Origin of the sequence: Streptomyces sp. Rer75 (genome assembly GCF_013414305.1) — a bacterium.
Lineage (GTDB): Bacteria > Actinomycetota > Actinomycetes > Streptomycetales > Streptomycetaceae > Streptomyces > Streptomyces himastatinicus.
Window position 1 is genome coordinate 4,897,404 of the sequence record NZ_CP058693.1, and the last position, 18,109, is coordinate 4,915,512.

Sequence of the window (18,109 nt, forward strand, 5' to 3'; positions counted from 1 at the left end):
ACAATCCGCGTTCGGGTGTCCGTACCCGGGAGACGCACGAGAAAGACGGTGATCATGATCGAGTGGCGGCAGCTCAGCGTCGGCATGAGGCCCGTTCCCGAACCCGTCGCCACCCCGGTCATCTGGTCCGCGGCCTTCGCCGGGGCGCTGCTGCTGGTGGCCGTCCTCAACTCGCTCGGCGGCCATGGGCGGCCGACGCTCGCCCTGATCGCGCTGTCGCTGTTCGCCGCCGTGCTCGGGCTGTGCGCGCGGTTCGTGGCGGCGCCGGGGACGGCCGTGCTGTGCTGGCTGTTCCTCAACGGCTTCGCCATCCCGCCCGCCGGCGTGCTGACCTGGGCGGGCGGCCGCGACGGCACCTGGCTCGCATGCCTGCTCGGCGCGACCGTCGTCGGCACGGCCTGCGCCCGCGTCGTCAACGCCCGGGCGGGCTACCGGCGCATCACGCCGGGCGACCACGGCTGATGGGGGCGTCGGAAGGGGGCCGGGCATCGCTGTTCCGCGAACCCCGGCGCGTGTTCCGCGAACCCTGGCGCGGAGGAACAATGGCACCATGACCGAGCGCAAGCCACCGGGCATCAGCTTCGAGACATGGGCCGACCGGCAGATCCGGGAGGCGGAGGAGCGCGGAGACTTCGCCGACCTGCCGGGCATCGGCAAGCCGCTCCCCCACCTGAACAGGCCGTATGACGAACTGTGGTGGGTCAAGGAGAAGATGAGCCGCGAGGGCCTGTCGTTCCTGCCCCCGACGCTCGTGCTGCGCAAGGAGGCGGAAGACGCGCTCGCGGCCGCCGCGGAGGCACCGTCGGAGCGGGCGGTACGGGAGATCATCGCGGACGTCAACGACAAGATCCGCGAAGCGATCCGGCGCCCTCCCCCGGGTCCGCCGCTCAATCTGGCGCCCTTCGACGCCGACGAGATCGTCCGGGAGTGGCGGGAGCGGCGGGAGCGGCAACCAGAAGACCAGGGCTGACCTGCACTGAGGGGTCCGGTGTGGCCGGGGCGCAGGCCCCGGCCACACCGGACCGCCCTGAGGAGGACTACTCCTCGTTGCCGTAAGGCCGGGTGATGATCTCCATGCCATGACCGGCCGGGTCCATGAAGTACAGCCCGCGGCCGCCGTAGTGGTGGTTGATCTCGCCCGGCTGCTTACCGTGCGGATCGGCGTAATACGTGATGCCCTGCTCCCGTATCCGCTGGAACGCCGCGTCGAATTCCTCGTCGGAGATGAGGAACGCGTAGTGCTGCATGGTGATCGACTCGGCGGGGATACTGGCGAAGTCCAGGGTGACCCCATTGCTGGTGGAGACCGGTATGAACGGACCCCAGGCGTCCCCCACCTCCAGGCCCAGAATATTGGCCAGGAATTCGGCGGATTCCCGGTTGTCCCGGGAGTGGACGATGGTGTGATTCAGCTCGACTGACACTGTGGAATGCCTCCAATTAAGGCAATCTCACGGGCACCTCCATGCCTCACCCAGCCGGTGACCGACACGCGATGCCGTATCTCCGATCCTAGGCGTCGTCCCGCTCACCCGTCGAGCCTCTTTGGACGGCCGCCACGCTGAAGATTCCGCCCTCCGCATCGCGGAGTGCCGCGACGCGGCCATAGGGGGTGTCGACCGGCGGGGACACGACGCTTCCGCCCAGCGCCACGGTGCGTTCGGCCACCTGGTCGACGTCCTCGACCCGGAAATAGGCATGCCAGCGGGGCCGCACATTCGGATCGGGGGCGGCCTCCAGTGCGCCGCCGCGCAGCCCGGCCACCGCCTTCCCGTCGATGTGCAGGACCACCCGGTCATACTCGAAGCGGACGTCGCACCGCTCCCGCGCCTGGGCGTCCCAGCCGAAGACATGGCCGTAGAAGAGCGCCGCGTCGAACGCGTCGCGCGTACGCAATTCCAGCCACACGGGGGCGCCCGGTCTGCGCTCGCCCCACCAGGCGGAGGTGAGGTCGCCCTCCCAGATGCCGAAGACGGCGCCGTCCGGATCGGCCGCCCAGGCCACCCGGCCGTTGCCGAATTCCAGCGGCCCGACCGCGACCGTGCCCCCGCGCTCCTGGACGCGCCAGGCCACCTCGTCCGCGCTGTCCGCAGCGAAGTACGTCGTCCAGGTGACGGGCAGCGTCACACCCACCGTCGGGGCCGACGCACCGATACCGACGGTCGGTACGCCATCGTCGGTGCAGGCGATGGTGTAACGGCCGTGCCCGTACCGCGTGGACCGGAACGTCCAGCCGAAGAGCTCTCCGTAGAAGGCGTGCGCGCGGTCCAGATCGGCTGCCATCAGGCTCACCCAGCAGGGTGCTCCCTGGACAGCGCGGAACCTCTCCCGCAAGCCGCTCACCTCACTCCGCTCACTCCGCATCCATCGCGACGCACGGCCATGCGCTTCTCTTGCGCGCGCAGCCCTCATCGCTCGCGCGTGACGCCCGATATCTTCACTTTCCTCCGATCTCCCGGTCCGCGCCACCGCACCGCTCATGAGGCGGGCCGGGCAGCGGCCGCGGCGCATCTGTGGTACATCACACCGGGACGCGTCTGCCAACGTGTGACGGACGACCCTCCGCGGCAGGGCAGTATTGCGCCCATGTCGAATCTCCGCTCGAACATCGTCACGTGGCTGGGCCGCAAGTACTTCACGAAGATTCAGAAGAACGGGTTCGATCTGTCCAAGATGTCGTTTCTTCCCGATGCCACGCTGGCACCGCTGAAGCGCGACGGACTCGACCCCGTGGCCGATCTCTCCAAAACCCGGGCAAAGGAGCCCATCAGCAAGATTTGGCTCCCTTTCGGGATCAACGGCTGGCTCGTCACCGGGTATGACGAGACCAAGGCGGTCCTCGGAAAGGCGAAGGGGTTCAGCTCCGACTTCACCAACCTGGCCGAGAAGAACATCGGCGTCGCCGAACAGCAGCATCCCGGCGGCCTCGGCTTCAGCGATCCACCGACGCATACGAGACTGCGGCGGCTGCTGACGCCCGAATTCACCATGCGGCGGCTCAGCAGGCTCACCCCGCGCATCCACGCCATCGTGGAGGAACGGCTGGACGAGATGGCCGCGGCCGACGGCCCGGTCGACCTGGTGGAGATGTTCGCGCTCCCCATTCCGGCCCTCGTCATCTGCGAACTGCTCGGCGTTCCGTACGAGGACCGCGACGACTTCCAGCGGTACAGCACGGCGCGGTTCGATCTGTTCGGCGGCGCGAACGCGTCCCTCGGCGCCATGTCGGACTCGCTGACGTATCTCCATGGAATCGTCCGCAAGCAGCGGGAATCACCGGGTGACGGGCTGCTCGGCATGCTGGTGAAGGAGCACGGCGACGAAATCGACGACCAGGAGCTGGCGGGGCTGGCCGACGGGGTGCTGACCGGCGGTCTGGAAACCACCGCGAGCATGCTGGCGCTGGGCACGCTCGTACTGCTCCAGGCACCCGAACAGTTCGCGGCGATACGCGACCAGGAAGATGTCGTCGACCGTTTCGTGGATGAGCTGCTGCGCTATCTCTCCGTCGTCCAGGTGGCGTTCCCGCGGTTCGCCCGCGAGGACATGGAGATAGCGGGCACGAAGATATCCGCGGGCGATCTGGTGCTGTGCTCGCTGAGCGGAGCGAATCGCGACGAGAAGCTGGGTCCGGACATGGAGCGGGTCGACCCGCACCGGCAGACGCCGTCTCACCTGGCCTTCGGTCACGGCATTCACCGCTGCATCGGCGCCGAACTGGCCAAGATGGAACTCCGGGCGGCCTATCCCGCGCTGGTCCGGCGATTCCCGGAGATGCGGCTGGCCGTGGATGCCGACAAGCTCAAGTTCCGGAAGCTGTCCATCGTTTACGGCGTCGACGCGCTGCCGGTGACGCTGCACTAGGCGAGCGCCGGAGGGGACACACCGGAGGGGTGGAGGGGCGGGGAGAGAAAGGGGCGAGGGAGCGGGAATCGCGGGGTGGATACGGGGAGATGGGGCCTGTCAGGTGGGGACCTGACGGGGCGGGATCTGCTGGGTGGGGGCCTGCTGGGTGGGGCCCTGCCGGGAGGGGTTTCTGCCGGGAGGGGATCTGCTGGGAGGGGATCCGTCAGAAGCGCTCGGTCAGTTGCTCGCGCCCGGCCGGCGGCTCGTACGCACGGGGCCAGAAGTCGGTGATGGTCTGGATCCTGCCGTCCGGAGCCGAGGTGAAGAAGCTGATGCCCTGCGTCTCCTCCTCCTCGTCGCTGAACCGGACCCAGGAGACCGCCTGGGTGGCGTCGGCGACCACGCGCTCGACCTCCAGGCTCCACTCGCCGAGCTGCTCGGCGTTGAAGCGGACCACGCCGTCCCGGCCGACCACCCGCTCCCGGGTCTGCGGAAGCTCGTAGCGGACGTCGTCGGCGAGGGTCGCGCCGAACGCCCTCCAGTCCCTGGCCTGGGCCGTAGCCCAATATGCCTCCACGGTCGCGGCTATGTCGCCCATCGTCGCCCCCTCCGTTACGGCCCATCTGTCCATGCCCGCCGGGAACGTTATCCACAGGCGCGAGGGGACGCCAGCGCGGATGTCGGGGTCCGGCGCAGAATGGGGTCATGACTGAGAGCACGGAGTCCATGCCGGACTGGGAAAAGCGGTTTCGGGCACCGCGAGTGGGGTTGCCGGAGTGGGCGGAGGACGCCCCGGACCGGTCGCTGTTCGTCTCGAACGCCACGGGCACATACGAGCTGTACGCATGGGACCGCGCGACCGGCGCGCAGCGGCAGGTGACGGACCGGCCGAACGGGACGACGGACGGGGTGCTGACCCCGGACGGCCGGTGGATCTGGTGGTTCTCGGATACCGATGGTGACGAGTTCGGGGTGTGGCTGCGCCAGCCCTTCGACGGCGGCAACGGGACAGGCGGCGACGGCGGCGAGTCCGGGGAGGCAGCGGGGGCGGACGAGCCCGCGGCGCCCGGTCTCGAACCCTCTTATCCGGCGGGTCTCGCGCTCGGCCGGGACGGCACGGCGGTCGTCGGGCGGTCCACGGACGAGGAGGGCTCGACGATCCATGTGGTGACGCCGGGGGCCGAGCCCCGGGAGATCTACCGCCACCGGGAGTCGGCCGGAGTGGGCGACCTGTCGCACGACGGGACGCTGATCGCGGTCGAGCACACCGAGCACGGCGACGCCATGCACTCGGCGATCCGGGTCGTCCGGCTGGACGGGACGGCGGTCGCGGAGTTGGACGACACCAAGGACGGCACCGAGGAGCTGGGCCTGTCCGTCATGGGCTTCGCACCGGTCGCCGGGGACACCCGGCTGCTGGTCGGGCACCAGCGGCGGGGCCGGTGGGAGCCGATGGTGTGGGATCCGCTGACCGGGGTGGAGACGGCCCTGGCCATCGATCTGCCGGGCGACGTCGGCGCGGACTGGTTCCCGGACGGCTCGGCGCTGCTGATCGCCCACGACCACCAGGCGCGCGGCGAGCTGTGGCGGTATGAGCTGGCCTCCGGTGAGCTGACCCGCGTCGAGACCCCGGCCGGGTCGATCGGGGGCGCCTCCGCGCGGCCGGACGGCACGATCGAGTTCCTGTGGTCCTCGGCGGAGCAGCCGCCGCAGGTGCGGTCGACGAGCGGGCGGACCGTGCTCGACCCGCCGGGGTTCAAGGCCCCCGTGTCGGTGCCGGTCGGCGACGCCTGGGTGGACGGACCGGGCGGGCGGGTGCACGCGCTGGTGCAGAAGCCCGAGGGCGAGGGCCCCTTCCCCACCGTCTTCGACATCCACGGCGGGCCGACCTGGCACGACAGCGACGCGTTCGCGGCGGGCCCGGCGGCCTGGGTCGACCACGGTTTCGCCGTCGTCCGGGTCAACTACCGCGGCTCGACCGGGTACGGGCGGGCGTGGACGGACGCGCTCAAGCACCGGGTCGGGCTGATCGAGCTGGAGGACATCGCGGCCGTCCGGGAGTGGGCGGTGGCCTCGGGGCTGGCCGACCCCGAGCGGCTGGTGCTGTCCGGCGGCTCCTGGGGCGGCTATCTGACGCTCCTGGGCCTGGGCACCCAGCCCGAGGCCTGGGCGCTGGGCCTGGCCGCGGTTCCGGTCGCGGACTATGTGACGGCCTACCACGACGAGATGGAGGCCCTGAAGGCGATGGACCGCACGCTCCTCGGGGGCACCCCGGAGGAGGTGCCGGAGCGCTTCGAGGCGTCCTCCCCGCTGACCTACGTGGACCAGGTGCGGGCGCCGGTCTACATCTCGGCCGGGGTGAACGACCCGCGCTGTCCGATACGGCAGATCGACAACTATGTGGAGCGGCTACAGCAGCGCGGCGCCCCGCACGAGGTGTACCGCTACGACGCGGGGCACGGCTCGCTCGTGGTCGAGGAGCGGATCAAGCAGTTGCGCTTGGAGATCGATTTCGCTCAGCGTCATCTGAGTCTTCCGGGTCCGGGGCGCGGTCCGGCCGCGGACCGGACGGAGGAGCCGCAGGCCCGTCCGGAGTGAGGCCCAGCGCGAGGTCGCGGGCGGCCTCGACCTCGCGCCGGAAGAGCCGGAACCACATGAAGACCACGAAGCCCGCGAAGACGAACCACTCACCGGTGTAGCCGAGGTTCTGGAACGCCTTGAGGTCCAGCCCGGTGCCCTCCGCCACGACGGGGGGCACCGGCCGCAGGGCCCCGGGCGCCTGGGAGGAGGTGATCCACGCGTCGTACACCGAGTACGGCACCAGGTTGACCAGCGAGGCATCGCTGATCATGCCCAGCTGACCGCGCGGCAGGGCGCCGCTCGCGGTCACCCCGCCGCTGCCCTCGTGCTCGGTCGCCTGGAGCGCCCCGGTGACCGTCACCCGGCCGGTCGGCGGCGCGGGCACCTTGGCCGTGTCGGCCTTGGAGGAGGCGTCCCCGGGCAGCCAGCCGCGGACGACGGGCAGCGCCTTGCCCCCGTCGGTGCGCAGCAGCGTCAGTACGTAGAAGCCGGTCCGGTCGCCGAGCCGCCGGTCGGGAACGAGGAGTTGGTGTTCGGTGTCATACCGGCCGGTGGCGGTCGCCCGCCGTCCTGAGGTCTCCGTGGTGACCGGCAGCAGGTCGCGCAGCGGCTTCGCCGCGGCCTTCTCGGCGCCGGACGCATCCTCCTGCTGCTGCTCGTGCGTGTCGATGCGCATCTCGAAGCGGCTGAGCTGCCAGCTGCCCATGAAGAGGCAGAACGGGATCGCCAGCACGGTGAACACGTTGATCACCCACCAGCGGGGTGTCAGCAGAAACCGATACACACCCCCACGGTACGGGCCCCGCGGCGGGCCCCCGGCGGCGGGCCCCGGCATCACGCCGCCGCGAGGACAGGGACGGGCACCGGCACAGGCACCGGCACGAGGGCCCGGACGGCGCCGGGAAGAGGGCCGGGGAGAGGCCCCGCGAGGGGGCTCAGGAGGAGGCCAGCAGGCCGGTGCCGTAGACCGTCCCCGCGCAGGCACCGTTCAGGGTCACGCTGCCGACCGCGGGCTCGCCCGCCTCCGGCGTATAGCTGACCTGGACGCTCGCGGCAGGCTGCTCGCCACCGCCGCCGCCCGGGGAGCCGCTCGGGTCGCCCGAGCCGGGCTGGTCCGCCGGGCCACCGGCATCCGGGGTGGGGCTGGCGGTCGGCGTGTCGTCGCCGGAGCTGGGGCATCCGCTGGTGCCGCCGCCCGACGCCGGGATCCATGCGAACCGGACCTCGTACGCCTGGCCCGGCTGGAGGATCAGCGTGCCCGGCTCGGTGGCCGGGTCGGGCAGCCCGCCGGCCGCGTCCCCCGCCGTGTGATCGACGAAGAAGACCTTCCCGGGGTCCGCCGAGCCCTGCGCGGCCACGCCGAACCTGCCGTCGCCCTCGACCATGCAGGCCTGACCGGAGGTGTTCACGACGCGGAACGAGCCGTAGATCCGGCCCTCGGCGTCCGCCGCTCCGGCCGACCCGCCATTGCCGCCGAGCTGGGTGCGGGAGCAGGTGGGCGAGGTGGCGTTCAGCGTGCTGGAGGGGTCCGGGGCGGTGCCGCCCGAGTCGCCGCCCTGAGCGCCCTTGGACGGCTTGTCCTCGTCCTTCTTGCCGTCCTTGCCCTTGTCGCCGTGGTCATCCGTCCGGGCCGTGTCGGAGGGCCCGTCGGGGTCCTTGCCGCCGCTGCCCTCGCCGCGCCCGCTGCTGTCGCCCCCCTGAGGGGTGCGGTGGCTGCTGGCCGCGTTGGCCGGGCGGTCGTTCGAGGCGTTGCTCGCGGAGGTGACGTGCACCAGGGCAGGCAGCGCGGCACCGCCGAGCACCACCGCCGCCACGGCCCCGACCAGGGCCTGGCGGCGCCGCGCCCGGCGGGCGGGCACGGCGCGCCGCAGATACTCCAGGGAGTGCGGGGGCGGCTCCAGGTCGTCCACCGCGTGGTGCAGCATCCGCCGTAGCGCCTGCTCGTCCATGTCACCCGCGCCGCGTATGTCCCCCGCGTCGTCCGCGCCGGTGCCGTCCGGACCCGTGCCGTCCGCGGCCGCGCCGTCCGGCGCCGCTCCGTCCGGACCCGCGCCGTCGGGAGCGGCCTCCAGCGGCTCCCGGTCGCCCCTGCGGTCGGGGTCCTCCGGGACCGGCGTGTCGTTCTCGTGGTTCATGCGGGAGCCTCCATGGCGACGCGGAGCGCCGCGATGCCGCGCGAGCCGTACGCCTTGACCGAGCCGAGCGATATGCCCAGCGCCTCGGCCACCTGGGCCTCGGTCATGTCGGCGAAGTAGCGCAGCACGAGGACCTCGCGCTGGCGGCGCTGGAGGCCCTTCATCGCCTTGATCAATTGGTCGCGCTCCAGCTGGTCGTACGCGCCTTCCTCGGCACTGGCCATGTCGGGCATCGGCTTGGAGAGCAGCTTCAGCCCCAGGATGCGGCGGCGCAGCGCCGAGCGGGAGAGGTTGACGACCGTCTGCCGCAGATAGGCGAGGGTCTTCTCCGGGTCGCGGACTCTTTTGCGCGCCGAGTGCACGCGGATGAACGCCTCCTGCACCACGTCCTCGCAGGACGCGGTGTCGTCGAGGAGGAGCGCCGCGAGCCCGAGCAGCGACCGGTAGTGGGCGCGGTAGGTCTCGGTGAGGTGATCGACTGTGGTCCCCGCTGCCATCGCCATCGCGTCGTCAGCGTCCTCGCGCCCTGTCGCGAGGGGTGCAGGGCGGGCGGTCGACCATGGCGCGATCACCGGCATGCCGCCTGATGTGCGCGGACGCGGGGGCCGCACTGCCGCGCCGCCGCGCCCTGGAACCGTTGCGATGCCGAATACCTCTGCCACGTCTGTTGGACACGCTGTCCCCCGTCAGGGTTGTACGCGCGAGGCACCGCTTTTGACGCTGCACCAGATCCCCCCATGCGCCCCAACTCTCCCCAATGCCCAGTTTTCACAGCGCCCACGGGTGGGCGACCAGAAAGACGCTCCCCGCTCGCTGCCGGTTGCAGCAAGCGGGGAGCGGTTCGTCGGACGGGTCGTCGGCCCGGACCAACTGGTCCAGGCCATTGACCGGATCACAGGATATTCACATTATCCGGGGCGTGCACCTCCTACGGTGCACTATCCGCGGGGCACTACGCGGCGGTCAGCTCCGCCGCGATGACCTCCCCGATCTGCGCGGTGTTGAGCGCCGCGCCCTTGCGGAGGTTGTCGCCGCACACGAAGAGTTCGAGCGCCTTCGGGTCGTCCAGCGAGCGCCGCACCCGGCCGACCCACGTCGGATCGGTGCCCACGACATCGGCGGGCGTCGGGAACTCGCCCTCCGCCGGGTTGTCGCACAGCACCACACCCGGCGCACCGGCCAGGATCTCGTGGGCCGCCTCCACCGTCACCTCGTTCTCGAACCGCGCGTGCACGGCCAGCGAGTGCGTGGTGATCACGGGCACGCGCACACAGGTCGCGGTGACCCGCAGGTCCGGCAGCCCCAGGATCTTGCGGGACTCGTTCCGTACCTTCAGCTCCTCCGAGGACCAGCCGTCCTCCTTGAGCGAGCCCGCGAACGGCACCACGTTGAGCGCCATCGGCGCCGGGAACGGCCCGGTCTCGCCGACCGCCCGCCGTACGTCGCCCGGGTGCGTACCCAGCTCCGTACCGGCCACCAGCGCGATCTGCTCGCGCAGGGCGTCGATGCCCTCCTTGCCCGCGCCGGAGACCGCCTGGTACGAGGAGACGATCAGCTCGCTCAGCCCGAACTCGGCGTGCAGCGCGCCCATCGCGACGATCATCGACAGCGTGGTGCAGTTCGGGTTGGCGATGATGCCGCGCGGCCGGACGCGCGCCGCGTGCGCGTTCACCTCGGGCACGACCAGCGGCACTTCCGGGTCCATCCGGAAGGCGCCGGAGTTGTCCACGACGACCGCGCCCTTGCTCGCCGCGACCGGCGCCCACTGGGCCGAGACCTCGTCCGGGACGTCGAACATCGCGACGTCGACGCCCTCGAAGGCCCCCTCGCCCAGCGCCACGACCTCGACCTGCTCGCCCCGGACGGTCAGCTTCCGTCCGGCCGAGCGCGGGGAGGCGATCAGCCGGATCTCGCCCCACACGTCGGCCCGCTCGGACAGGATCGAGAGCATGACAGTGCCGACGGCACCGGTCGCGCCGACGACGGCAAGCGTCGGCTTCCGGCCACCGGCGCCGCCGGCCCGGGTCATCGGCCGGTCCCTCCGTACACGACGGCCTCGACGCTGTCGCTGTCCAGCCCGAACGCGCTGTGCACGGCGCGGACCGCGTCCTTCACGTCGTCGGCGCGGGTGACGACCGAGATGCGGATCTCGGAGGTCGAGATCAGCTCGATGTTGACCCCGGCGTTCGACAGCGCCTCGAAGAAGGTCGCGGTCACGCCCGGGTTGGTCCGCATCCCGGCGCCGATCAGCGAGATCTTGGCGATCTGGTCGTCGTAGCGCAGCGAGTCGAAGCCGATCTGCGGCTTCGCCTTGGTCAGCGCCTCCATCGCCCGGTGACCGTCCGTCTTGGGCAGCGTGACGGAGATGTCGGTCAGCCCGGTCGACGCGGCGGAGACGTTCTGCACCACCATGTCGATGTTGATCTCGGCGTCCGAGATCGTGCGGAAGATGGCCGCGGCCTCACCCGGCTTGTCCGGCACCCCGACGACCGTGACCTTGGCCTCGGACGTGTCGTGTGCGACCCCGGAGATGATCGCCTGCTCCATGCCTTCTTCTCCTTCTCCCGCTTCCTGCCGATTGCGCACCCAGGTGCCCTGATGGCCGGAGAACGATGACCGTACGTGGATGGGGATGTTGTAGCGGCGCGCGTACTCCACGCAGCGCAGATGCAGCACCTTGGAGCCGCTCGCGGCCAGCTCCAGCATGTCCTCGTACGGGATTTCGTTGATCTTGCGAGCCTTCTTCACCACGCGCGGGTCGGAGGTGAACACTCCGTCCACGTCGGTGTAGATCTCGCACACCTCGGCCTCCAGGGCCGCCGCCAGGGCCACCGCGGTGGTGTCCGAGCCGCCCCGGCCGAGGGTGGTGATGTCCTTGCTCTCCTGGGACACGCCCTGGAAGCCCGCGACGATCGCGACGGCGCCCAGTTCGAGCGCATCGCGGATGCGCCCCGGCGTGACATCGATGATCCGCGCTTTGTTGTGGACCGCGTCGGTGATGACTCCTGCCTGGCTGCCGGTGAACGACAGCGCCTCGTGACCGAGGTCTTTGATCGCCATGGCCAGCAACGCCATGGAGATTCGCTCTCCCGCGGTCAGCAGCATGTCGAACTCGCGCCCAGTAGGAATCGGGGATACCTGCTCGGCGAGATCGATCAGCTCGTCCGTCGTGTCGCCCATCGCGGAAACCACGACGACCACCTGGTGGCCGTTCTTCTTGGCTTCGACGATTCGCTTGGCGACCCGCTTGATGCCCTCGGCATCGGCAACGGAGGAGCCTCCGTACTTCTGCACGACAAGGCCCACGTGCGCTCCTCGCAGATCTCAATAATGCGGTCGGCTCAGTCTAGCGAGCGGCCGGAAAGTGCCCTCCCAATATCAGATAGCGAGACACACGCCTCACCAACCGACCAGGACGGACCAGACGGACCCGGGCGGACCAGGGGGATCATGCGGCACAACGTCCCCGTACCGCGGATACTCCCGGCATCCCGTACCACTCGTTCAGCGACGAACCCTGCCCGCTTCCGGGCGAAGCACACGGGAACGTAACCCAGCTCACAGGGCGCACGGGTGCCCTGCGGGCCTCCGGGTCGGCTCTCAGGGGCGCAGGGAGCGCAGCCCCAGCGGCTCCGCGATCTCCGCCGCCATGACCCGGCCGGCCTCCTCCGCCAGCGCCTCGTCACCGCCCGCGTTACTGTCCGTGTCCAGCCCGTCCAGCTCGTCCAGCGGGCTGTCCAGCCGTACGTGCGCGACGAGCGACTGGAGCGCGCGCAGGGCGGCGGAAGCGGTCGTACCCCAGTTGGAGAGGTACGAGAACTGCCACCACCACAGCGCCTCGTTGATCCGGCCCTCGCGGTAGTGCGCCATGCCGTGCCGCAGATCCGTGATGATCAGGGCGAGGTCGTCGGAGATGCGGCAGGGGACGGGCTCACTGCGCGGTACGTACGGGTCGAACACCTCCGAGTAGACGTCCACCGGCTCCAGCAGCCGGGCGAACCGTTCCCGCAGCTCGTCGACGTCCGGCTCAGGGCCGGCGTCCGGCTCGTACCGCTCGTCCGGTACGAAGTCCTCGTGGGCGCCGAGCCGCCCGCCGGCGAGGATCAGCTGGGAGAGCTCGAGCAGCAGGAACGGCACGGCGCTGTTCGGTTCGTCGCCCTTGGCGACCTCGGTGACCGCGACGATGAAACTCTCGATCTGATCGGCGATCTGGACCGAGAAGTCGTCCGGGTCCGGGTGGGCGTCGTGCAACGTAGCGTCAGACATCGAGAAGTCTTCTCCCTTCGAAGGCACGACCCAGCGTGACCTCGTCGGCATACTCCAGGTCCCCCCCGACGGGAAGACCACTGGCCAGGCGCGTGACCTTCAGCCCCATGGGCTTGATCATGCGCGCGAGGTACGTGGCGGTGGCTTCACCCTCCAGATTCGGATCGGTGGCCAGGATCAGCTCCGTGACCGTACCGTCCGCGAGCCGGGCCAGCAGCTCCCTGATCCGCAGATCGTCCGGGCCCACGCCCTCGATGGGGCTGATCGCCCCGCCGAGCACGTGATAGCGGCCGCGGAACTCGCGGGTCCGCTCGATCGCGACAACGTCCTTCGGCTCCTCGACCACGCAGATGACCGCGGGGTCGCGGCGCGGGTCCTGGCAGACCCGGCACTGCTCGGCCTCGGCGACGTTCCCGCACACCGCGCAGAACCGCACCTTCTCCTTGACCTCGGTCAGCGCGTGAGCGAGGCGGCGGACGTCGGTGGGCTCGGACTGGAGGATGTGGAAGGCGATCCGCTGCGCGCTCTTGGGACCGACGCCGGGCAGCCTGCCCAACTCGTCGATGAGGTCCTGGACCACGCCCTCGTACACGCCTGCATCCAATCTCGCGCCGCCGCGCGGTGGCTGTACTTCATCTGAATATTCGGTTGCGCCGCTCGAAACGGGACACAGGACCCGTCGAACGGTCTTCAGTCTCGGGCCTGCGGCCTCAGAAAGGCAGCCCCGGCATCCCACCCAGCCCCTGCGCCAGCGGGCCGAGCTTCGTCTGCTGAAGCTCCTGCGCCGCGTGGTTCGCGTCGCGGACGGCCGCGACGACCAGGTCCGCGAGGGTCTCGGTGTCCTCCGGGTCCACCGCCTTCGGGTCGATCACCAGACCCTGAAGCTCACCGGCACCGGTCACGGTCGCCTTCACCAGCCCACCACCCGAGGACCCCTCGACAGGGGTACGGGCCAGCTCCTCCTGGGCCGCGGCGAGGTCCTGCTGCATCTTCTGCGCCTGCTGCAACAACTGCTGCATGTCAGGCTGGCCACCACCGGGAATCACGAGTTCGCTCCTGGCTGTCGACTGCGGTTCTCTTCGATAGCCCGAGCCTACGTGCTCCCACGGCGCCTTGCCCTACGCCGTACGGAGGAGACGGCCGCGCCCGGCACCGGGCCCGCCCCCTACGCCGTACGGCCTACGTGCTCTCCTCGCTTTGCCCGCTCTGCCCGCTCTGCTCGCTCTACTCGTTCGCGATCTCTTCGATGACCGTGGCGCCCAGCTCGCGCACGATCAGGTCGTGCCCGCTCAGCGCGGTCTCGTCCAGATCCGGGTCGTCCTCGGCCGGCATGTCGTCCTCCGGCGAGATGGGCGGAGGCTCGGGCTCCCGGTACGCGGACGCCTCGGGAGGCGGCCCCGCGTCGGCGGGCGCGGGAGCCGGGGCCGACGGGCCCGGGGCCGAGGGTGCGGGGGCGGACGGGGGCGCGGGGGCGGGCTGTCGGGGCGGGGCGGGCTGGCCGCCGCCCCCGCCGAAGCCGCCGCCTGCGTTTCCGCCGAAGCCGCCGCCTGCGTTCCCGCCGCCTCCGCCGAAGCCGCCGGGACCGCCGGAGGCTCCCGGCCCCGGCCCGCCGGGCCCGCCGCCCGGACCAGCCGGCCCGCCCTGTCCTCCAGAAGGATCGACGATCGCCTCGATGCGCCACTGCACGCCGATCGCGTCGTTGAGGGCCTGCCGCAGGACGTCCTCGCTGCCGCCGTTGGCGAAGCTGTCACGGGCGCCCGCGTTGGGGAACCCGATCTGGAGGGTCGTGCCGTCGAACCCGGAGACCGTGGCGTTCTGGCTCAGCAGGATCCACGTGAAACGGCGGCGGTTCTTGACCGCCTCCAGGATGTCCGGCCACATCTGCCGCACCTGCATGGCGCCCTGCGCCATGCCCGGAGTCGGCTGCGGCTGGCCGGGCCCACCAGCCGGACGCCCCTGCCCGGCCCCCTGTCCGGCCCCGGGCGCAGGTCCGGCCCCGGCCCCGGGCGCGGACCCAGCTCCGGACCCAGCTCCGGGCGCGGGCGTAGTAGCCACGGACCCCGGCGCGGAGGCCGTGGGCCAGGCCCCCGGCCGCTGCCCCCCGCCCGCCGCGGGCGAACCGCCGGGCTGCTGCCCACCGCCGCCCGCACCGGGCTGCGCACTCGTCGGCCAGGCCCCGGGCCGCTGCCCGCCGCCCTGCGGCGCCTGCCCGGACGCACCGCCGCCGCCTCCACCTGCCGAAGGCCAGGCGCCTGGCCGCCGCGCACCGCTGTCCGCACCGCCACTGTCCGCACTGCCGGCGTCCGTACTACCGCTGCCCGCACCGCCTCCGCCTCCGGCCGGACCGCCGCCCGCCGCGGGCTGCGCACCTCCGGGCCAGGCGCCCGGCCGCTGGCCGCCGCCCTCACTTCCCGCACCCCCGCCGGAAGCGTCGTACCCAGGCGCCGGTCCACCAGCGCCACCTGCCGTCTCGTCCTGCCCGCCGGTCTGCCCCCCAGGAGCCTCGGGGGCCCCGGGCGCGCCCCCGCCCGGCCCACGGCCGCCGGCCATCGCCGCGCGGGCGGCCGCCGGACCGGAGGGCCCGGCCGGGACGTGGGCGTCGGGCCCCGGTACGTACCCCACGGCAGGCCCGGACCCACCGCCGACGCCGCCACCACCGCCGCCGACGCCACCGCCCAGGCCGCCCGCCAGGGCACCCCGCTCCAGCCGCTCCAGACGCGACTGCACCGACCGCTCGTCGTCGAAGGCGGCGGGCAGCAGCACCCGCGCGCAGATCAGCTCCAACTGCAACCGCGGCGAGGTGGCGCCGCGCATCTCCGTCAGCCCCTCGTTGACCAGATCGGCCGCCCGGCTCAGCTCGGCCCCGCCGAAGACCGACGCCTGCGCCTGCATCCGCTCGACCACATCGGCCGGGGCGTCGATGAGCCCCTTGTCCGCCGCGTCCGGCACGGCGGCGAGGATCACCAGGTCACGCAGCCGCTCCAGCAGGTCGGCGACGAAGCGCCGGGGGTCGTTGCCGCCCTCGATCACCCGGTTCACGACCTCGAAGGCCGCCGCGCCGTCGGTCGCCGCGAACGCGTCCACGATCGCGTCGAGCAGCGAGCCGTCCGTATAACCGAGCAGCGAGGTGGCCATGGCGTACGTCACGCCGTCCTCGCTCGCGCCCGCGAGCAGCTGGTCCATGACCGACATCGAGTCCCGGACGGACCCGGCGCCCGCCCGCACCACCAGCGGCAGCACCCCGTCCTCGACCGGGATCTCCTCGCGCCCGCAGACCTCGCCCAGATAGTCGCGGAGCGTCCCCGGCGGCACCAGCCGGAACGGATAGTGGTGCGTACGCGACCGGATGGTGCCGATGACCTTCTCCGGCTCGGTGGTCGCGAAGATGAACTTCAGATGCTCCGGCGGCTCCTCGACCACCTTCAGCAGGGCGTTGAACCCCGCCGAGGTGACCATGTGGGCCTCGTCGATGATGTAGATCTTGTAACGACTCGACGCGGGCCCGAAGAACGCCTTCTCCCTCAGCTCCCGCGCGTCGTCCACACCACCGTGCGACGCGGCGTCGATCTCGATCACATCGATCGACCCGGGCCCGTTCCGCGCGAGGTCCTGGCAGGACTGGCACTCCCCGCACGGCGCCGGAGTGGGGCCCTTCTCACAGTTCAGACAGCGGGCCAGGATGCGCGCACTGGTCGTCTTGCCACAGCCGCGCGGACCACTGAACAGATACGCGTGGTTGACCCGGTTGTTGCGCAGCGCCTGCTGCAACGGATCGGTGACATGCTCCTGCCCGATGACCTCCGCGAAGGTCTCGGGGCGGTAGCGGCGGTACAGCGCGAGGGACGACACGCTTACGACGATATCGGGGCCCACCGACATCCGGACGCCGCCCGGTGCCCCGCCCCACACGTCCCCCACAACGCAAGGGCCCCCCACGCACCCGCCAGAGCCCACTTACCCTTGCTGCCTTCCGGCCCTGGGGGAGTTCGGTGAGATAGCGCCACGTGAGGGGCTGGCCCCCACCCTAGCGGATAGACCGGGGTGGGAACGAGTTCGCGAGCACTCCCGATCGTCTTGTAGAGTCTCCAGCGGAGGATTCGCCTAGAGGCCTAGGGCGCACGCTTGGAAAGCGTGTTGGGGGCAACCCCTCACGAGTTCGAATCTCGTATCCTCCGCCAGTGCCTTCACCGGGCACGATGTCGAAGGGCCCCACCGCTCGCGGTGGGGCCCTTCGGCGTTCGTGGTCTCATTTTTGGTCTCGTTAAGCCCGGGTAGCCCAGATCACCATGCTCTATCGCCTGGCGTTGGAGAACTCGCGCCGCGCTCGAACCACTGAGCTACGGTGCGACGCCCGTACCGTCGCACCGGTTGCACCCCACCGTGAACACCTTGCCGCCCGGCTCCAGGAAGACGGTCGCGGGCAGGCCGCGGCGCTTCTTGCAGCCACAAGCTTCAGCCGGTTGCGGGGCGGGGGCCCGGAGCTGATCCACGAGTTCCACGAGATCGACCTTCTCGGGGTTCACCCATTGCTCCATGGCGACCACCTCCTGTGACGATGGTACGAGCGCGACACATGGTCGCTCAGCGCTTCGTCAGTTCAGACCGTCCCCCGACCGGTCCGCAGCCGTGGCGGGACAGGATGGTCGGCACGCCCACAGCTCTGATGGGCGTTCAGCGTCAGCGGGTCTGACAGCGCGGCCGGGTCGTTCATCGGCCACGCTCCAAGCGCCTGTGGCGGGCGAGGAGGCTGCCGTCGAACGGGTCGCGCTGCTGCGGAAAGGTGGGCGCACAGTCGGGGCAGGCGTAGACCGTGCCCCCACCGGCGCTCGCGCCGTGCCCGATCGCGACCACGACCGGCTGCCCGGTGGTCTCCTGACAACGGGCGCAGACCTGGACGCTCACCGGGCCGTCGCCCCCTCGGCGGGCTCAGCGGAAACCACCCGCACCAGCGCCTCGCGGAGCCGGGCCGCGTCGGTCAGGTACCGGTCCGGCCCCACCGGGACGCGCCAGTGCAGGCGCGGACCATCCCTCCAGTCGACAGGCGGAACGCCGACGTACGTGACCTCGGCGCCGTGCGCACCGAGCGTCTGTACCTGCTGCATTCCTCGCCAACACTGGGCATGGCCCGCCGGGATGAGCCAGTACATCAATCCGTAGTCGGCGATGACGGCACCGGACTCATCACCGAGTAACTCCAGCACCCGTTCACCGATCTCACCGGGGCGCGCAAGACGTCCCAGTACGGACCGACCTTGACCATCTCGACGTCGCTACCGCGCGGC

General features: G+C 71.2%; 19 protein-coding genes, 1 tRNA gene and 1 other RNA gene. 5 read left to right on the forward strand and 16 right to left on the reverse strand.

Annotated features, from left to right (window positions below):
* The first annotated feature begins 54 nt into the window (after positions 1-54).
* Positions 55-462 (forward strand): hypothetical protein, encoded by a 408-nt coding sequence (locus HYQ63_RS20640; RefSeq protein WP_179935289.1) that lies wholly within the window; start codon positions 55-57, stop codon positions 460-462.
* An 88-nt stretch (positions 463-550) separates the two neighbouring features.
* The gene (locus tag HYQ63_RS20645) at positions 551-970 is read left to right on the forward strand and encodes a DUF1992 domain-containing protein (RefSeq protein ID WP_179935290.1); all 420 of its coding nucleotides are present in this window, start codon (positions 551-553) and stop codon (positions 968-970) included.
* A gap of 67 nt (positions 971-1,037) precedes the next feature.
* On the opposite strand, the gene HYQ63_RS20650 is transcribed toward HYQ63_RS20645, so the two are convergent.
* Entirely contained in the window at positions 1,038-1,424 is a 387-nt protein-coding gene (locus tag HYQ63_RS20650; RefSeq protein WP_179935291.1) for a VOC family protein, read from the reverse strand.
* Positions 1,425-1,512: 88 nt separating this feature from the next.
* Positions 1,513-2,283, reverse strand: coding sequence for a VOC family protein (locus HYQ63_RS20655; RefSeq protein ID WP_179940333.1), 771 nt, complete (start codon positions 2,281-2,283; stop codon positions 1,513-1,515).
* A gap of 303 nt (positions 2,284-2,586) precedes the next feature.
* On the opposite strand from HYQ63_RS20655, the gene HYQ63_RS20660 reads away from it, so the two are divergent.
* Positions 2,587-3,864 carry a cytochrome P450 gene (locus tag HYQ63_RS20660; RefSeq protein WP_179935292.1) on the forward strand — a complete coding sequence of 426 codons (1,278 nt, stop codon included), beginning with the start codon at positions 2,587-2,589 and terminating at the stop codon, positions 3,862-3,864.
* 205 nt (positions 3,865-4,069) lie between these two features.
* Here HYQ63_RS20660 and HYQ63_RS20665 read toward each other — a convergent pair whose 3' ends face one another.
* Positions 4,070-4,444: a nuclear transport factor 2 family protein gene (locus HYQ63_RS20665; RefSeq protein WP_179935293.1), complete on the reverse strand. Its 375-nt coding sequence runs from the start codon at positions 4,442-4,444 to the stop codon at positions 4,070-4,072.
* A gap of 128 nt (positions 4,445-4,572) precedes the next feature.
* On the opposite strand from HYQ63_RS20665, the gene HYQ63_RS20670 reads away from it, so the two are divergent.
* Positions 4,573-6,444, forward strand: a complete 1,872-nt coding sequence (locus HYQ63_RS20670; RefSeq protein ID WP_179940335.1) for a prolyl oligopeptidase family serine peptidase — start codon at positions 4,573-4,575, stop codon at positions 6,442-6,444.
* Here the strand turns inward: HYQ63_RS20670 and HYQ63_RS20675 are convergent.
* The 10 genes from HYQ63_RS20675 to ffs form a co-directional block, all read right to left on the reverse strand.
* Positions 6,332-7,210, reverse strand: coding sequence for an SURF1 family protein (locus tag HYQ63_RS20675; protein ID WP_179935294.1), 879 nt, complete (start codon positions 7,208-7,210; stop codon positions 6,332-6,334). The two genes, HYQ63_RS20670 and HYQ63_RS20675, sit on opposite strands and share 113 nt — an antisense overlap.
* A 151-nt stretch (positions 7,211-7,361) precedes the next feature.
* Positions 7,362-8,561, reverse strand: coding sequence for a hypothetical protein (locus tag HYQ63_RS20680; protein WP_179935295.1), 1,200 nt, complete (start codon positions 8,559-8,561; stop codon positions 7,362-7,364).
* Positions 8,558-9,139: a SigE family RNA polymerase sigma factor gene (locus HYQ63_RS20685; protein ID WP_179935296.1), complete on the reverse strand. Its 582-nt coding sequence runs from the start codon at positions 9,137-9,139 to the stop codon at positions 8,558-8,560. Before HYQ63_RS20685 ends, HYQ63_RS20680 begins: the two co-directional genes overlap by 4 nt.
* A gap of 374 nt (positions 9,140-9,513) precedes the next feature.
* Positions 9,514-10,590, reverse strand: a complete 1,077-nt coding sequence (locus HYQ63_RS20690; protein ID WP_179935297.1) for an aspartate-semialdehyde dehydrogenase — start codon at positions 10,588-10,590, stop codon at positions 9,514-9,516.
* Positions 10,587-11,867: an aspartate kinase gene (locus HYQ63_RS20695; protein ID WP_009716710.1), complete on the reverse strand. Its 1,281-nt coding sequence runs from the start codon at positions 11,865-11,867 to the stop codon at positions 10,587-10,589. The genes HYQ63_RS20690 and HYQ63_RS20695 overlap by 4 nt, the downstream gene beginning before the upstream one ends.
* Before the next feature lie 294 nt (positions 11,868-12,161).
* Positions 12,162-12,827, reverse strand: coding sequence for a DUF5063 domain-containing protein (locus HYQ63_RS20700; RefSeq protein ID WP_179935298.1), 666 nt, complete (start codon positions 12,825-12,827; stop codon positions 12,162-12,164).
* Positions 12,820-13,419 carry a recombination mediator RecR gene (gene recR, locus HYQ63_RS20705; RefSeq protein ID WP_009716708.1) on the reverse strand — a complete coding sequence of 200 codons (600 nt, stop codon included), beginning with the start codon at positions 13,417-13,419 and terminating at the stop codon, positions 12,820-12,822. The genes HYQ63_RS20700 and recR overlap by 8 nt, the downstream gene beginning before the upstream one ends.
* A 118-nt stretch (positions 13,420-13,537) precedes the next feature.
* Entirely contained in the window at positions 13,538-13,873 is a 336-nt protein-coding gene (locus HYQ63_RS20710; protein WP_123098234.1) for a YbaB/EbfC family nucleoid-associated protein, read from the reverse strand.
* A gap of 178 nt (positions 13,874-14,051) precedes the next feature.
* Positions 14,052-16,676, reverse strand: coding sequence for a DNA polymerase III subunit gamma and tau (locus HYQ63_RS20715; RefSeq protein WP_179935299.1), 2,625 nt, complete (start codon positions 16,674-16,676; stop codon positions 14,052-14,054).
* Between the two features lie 71 nt (positions 16,677-16,747).
* Positions 16,748-16,844: signal recognition particle sRNA small type (gene ffs / locus HYQ63_RS20720), an RNA gene on the reverse strand.
* A gap of 73 nt (positions 16,845-16,917) precedes the next feature.
* Here ffs and HYQ63_RS20725 point away from each other — a divergent pair.
* Positions 16,918-17,005 (forward strand) — tRNA-Ser (locus HYQ63_RS20725).
* Between the two features lie 159 nt (positions 17,006-17,164).
* Here HYQ63_RS20725 and HYQ63_RS20730 read toward each other — a convergent pair.
* The 3 genes from HYQ63_RS20730 to HYQ63_RS20740 form a co-directional block, all read right to left on the reverse strand.
* On the reverse strand, positions 17,165-17,362 hold the full coding sequence (locus tag HYQ63_RS20730) for a hypothetical protein (protein WP_179935300.1): 198 nt from the start codon (positions 17,360-17,362) through the stop codon (positions 17,165-17,167).
* Positions 17,363-17,534: 172 nt separating this feature from the next.
* The gene (locus HYQ63_RS20735; protein WP_179935301.1) at positions 17,535-17,729 is read right to left on the reverse strand and encodes a hypothetical protein; all 195 of its coding nucleotides are present in this window, start codon (positions 17,727-17,729) and stop codon (positions 17,535-17,537) included.
* A complete protein-coding gene (locus HYQ63_RS20740) occupies positions 17,726-18,028 on the reverse strand; it encodes a hypothetical protein (RefSeq protein WP_257231986.1) in 303 nt (100 codons plus the stop codon). The genes HYQ63_RS20735 and HYQ63_RS20740 overlap by 4 nt, the downstream gene beginning before the upstream one ends.
* Between the last annotated feature and the right edge of the window lie 81 nt (positions 18,029-18,109).

What these genes read in the sequence shown, in the direction of transcription:
- HYQ63_RS20640 (WP_179935289.1), top strand. Translation starts at nt 55, where the DNA reads ATGATCGAGTGGCGGCAGCTCAGCGTCGGCATGAGGCCCGTTCCCGAA.
- HYQ63_RS20645 (WP_179935290.1), top strand. Translation starts at nt 551, where the DNA reads ATGACCGAGCGCAAGCCACCGGGCATCAGCTTCGAGACATGGGCCGAC.
- HYQ63_RS20655 (WP_179940333.1), bottom strand. Translation starts at nt 2,283, where the DNA reads ATGGCAGCCGATCTGGACCGCGCGCACGCCTTCTACGGAGAGCTCTTC.
- HYQ63_RS20660 (WP_179935292.1), top strand. Translation starts at nt 2,587, where the DNA reads ATGTCGAATCTCCGCTCGAACATCGTCACGTGGCTGGGCCGCAAGTAC.
- HYQ63_RS20665 (WP_179935293.1), bottom strand. Translation starts at nt 4,444, where the DNA reads ATGGGCGACATAGCCGCGACCGTGGAGGCATATTGGGCTACGGCCCAG.
- HYQ63_RS20670 (WP_179940335.1), top strand. Translation starts at nt 4,573, where the DNA reads ATGCCGGACTGGGAAAAGCGGTTTCGGGCACCGCGAGTGGGGTTGCCG.
- HYQ63_RS20680 (WP_179935295.1), bottom strand. Translation starts at nt 8,561, where the DNA reads ATGAACCACGAGAACGACACGCCGGTCCCGGAGGACCCCGACCGCAGG.
- HYQ63_RS20685 (WP_179935296.1), bottom strand. Translation starts at nt 9,139, where the DNA reads ATGCCGGTGATCGCGCCATGGTCGACCGCCCGCCCTGCACCCCTCGCG.
- HYQ63_RS20690 (WP_179935297.1), bottom strand. Translation starts at nt 10,590, where the DNA reads ATGACCCGGGCCGGCGGCGCCGGTGGCCGGAAGCCGACGCTTGCCGTC.
- HYQ63_RS20700 (WP_179935298.1), bottom strand. Translation starts at nt 12,827, where the DNA reads ATGTCTGACGCTACGTTGCACGACGCCCACCCGGACCCGGACGACTTC.
- HYQ63_RS20730 (WP_179935300.1), bottom strand. Translation starts at nt 17,362, where the DNA reads ATGGAGCAATGGGTGAACCCCGAGAAGGTCGATCTCGTGGAACTCGTG.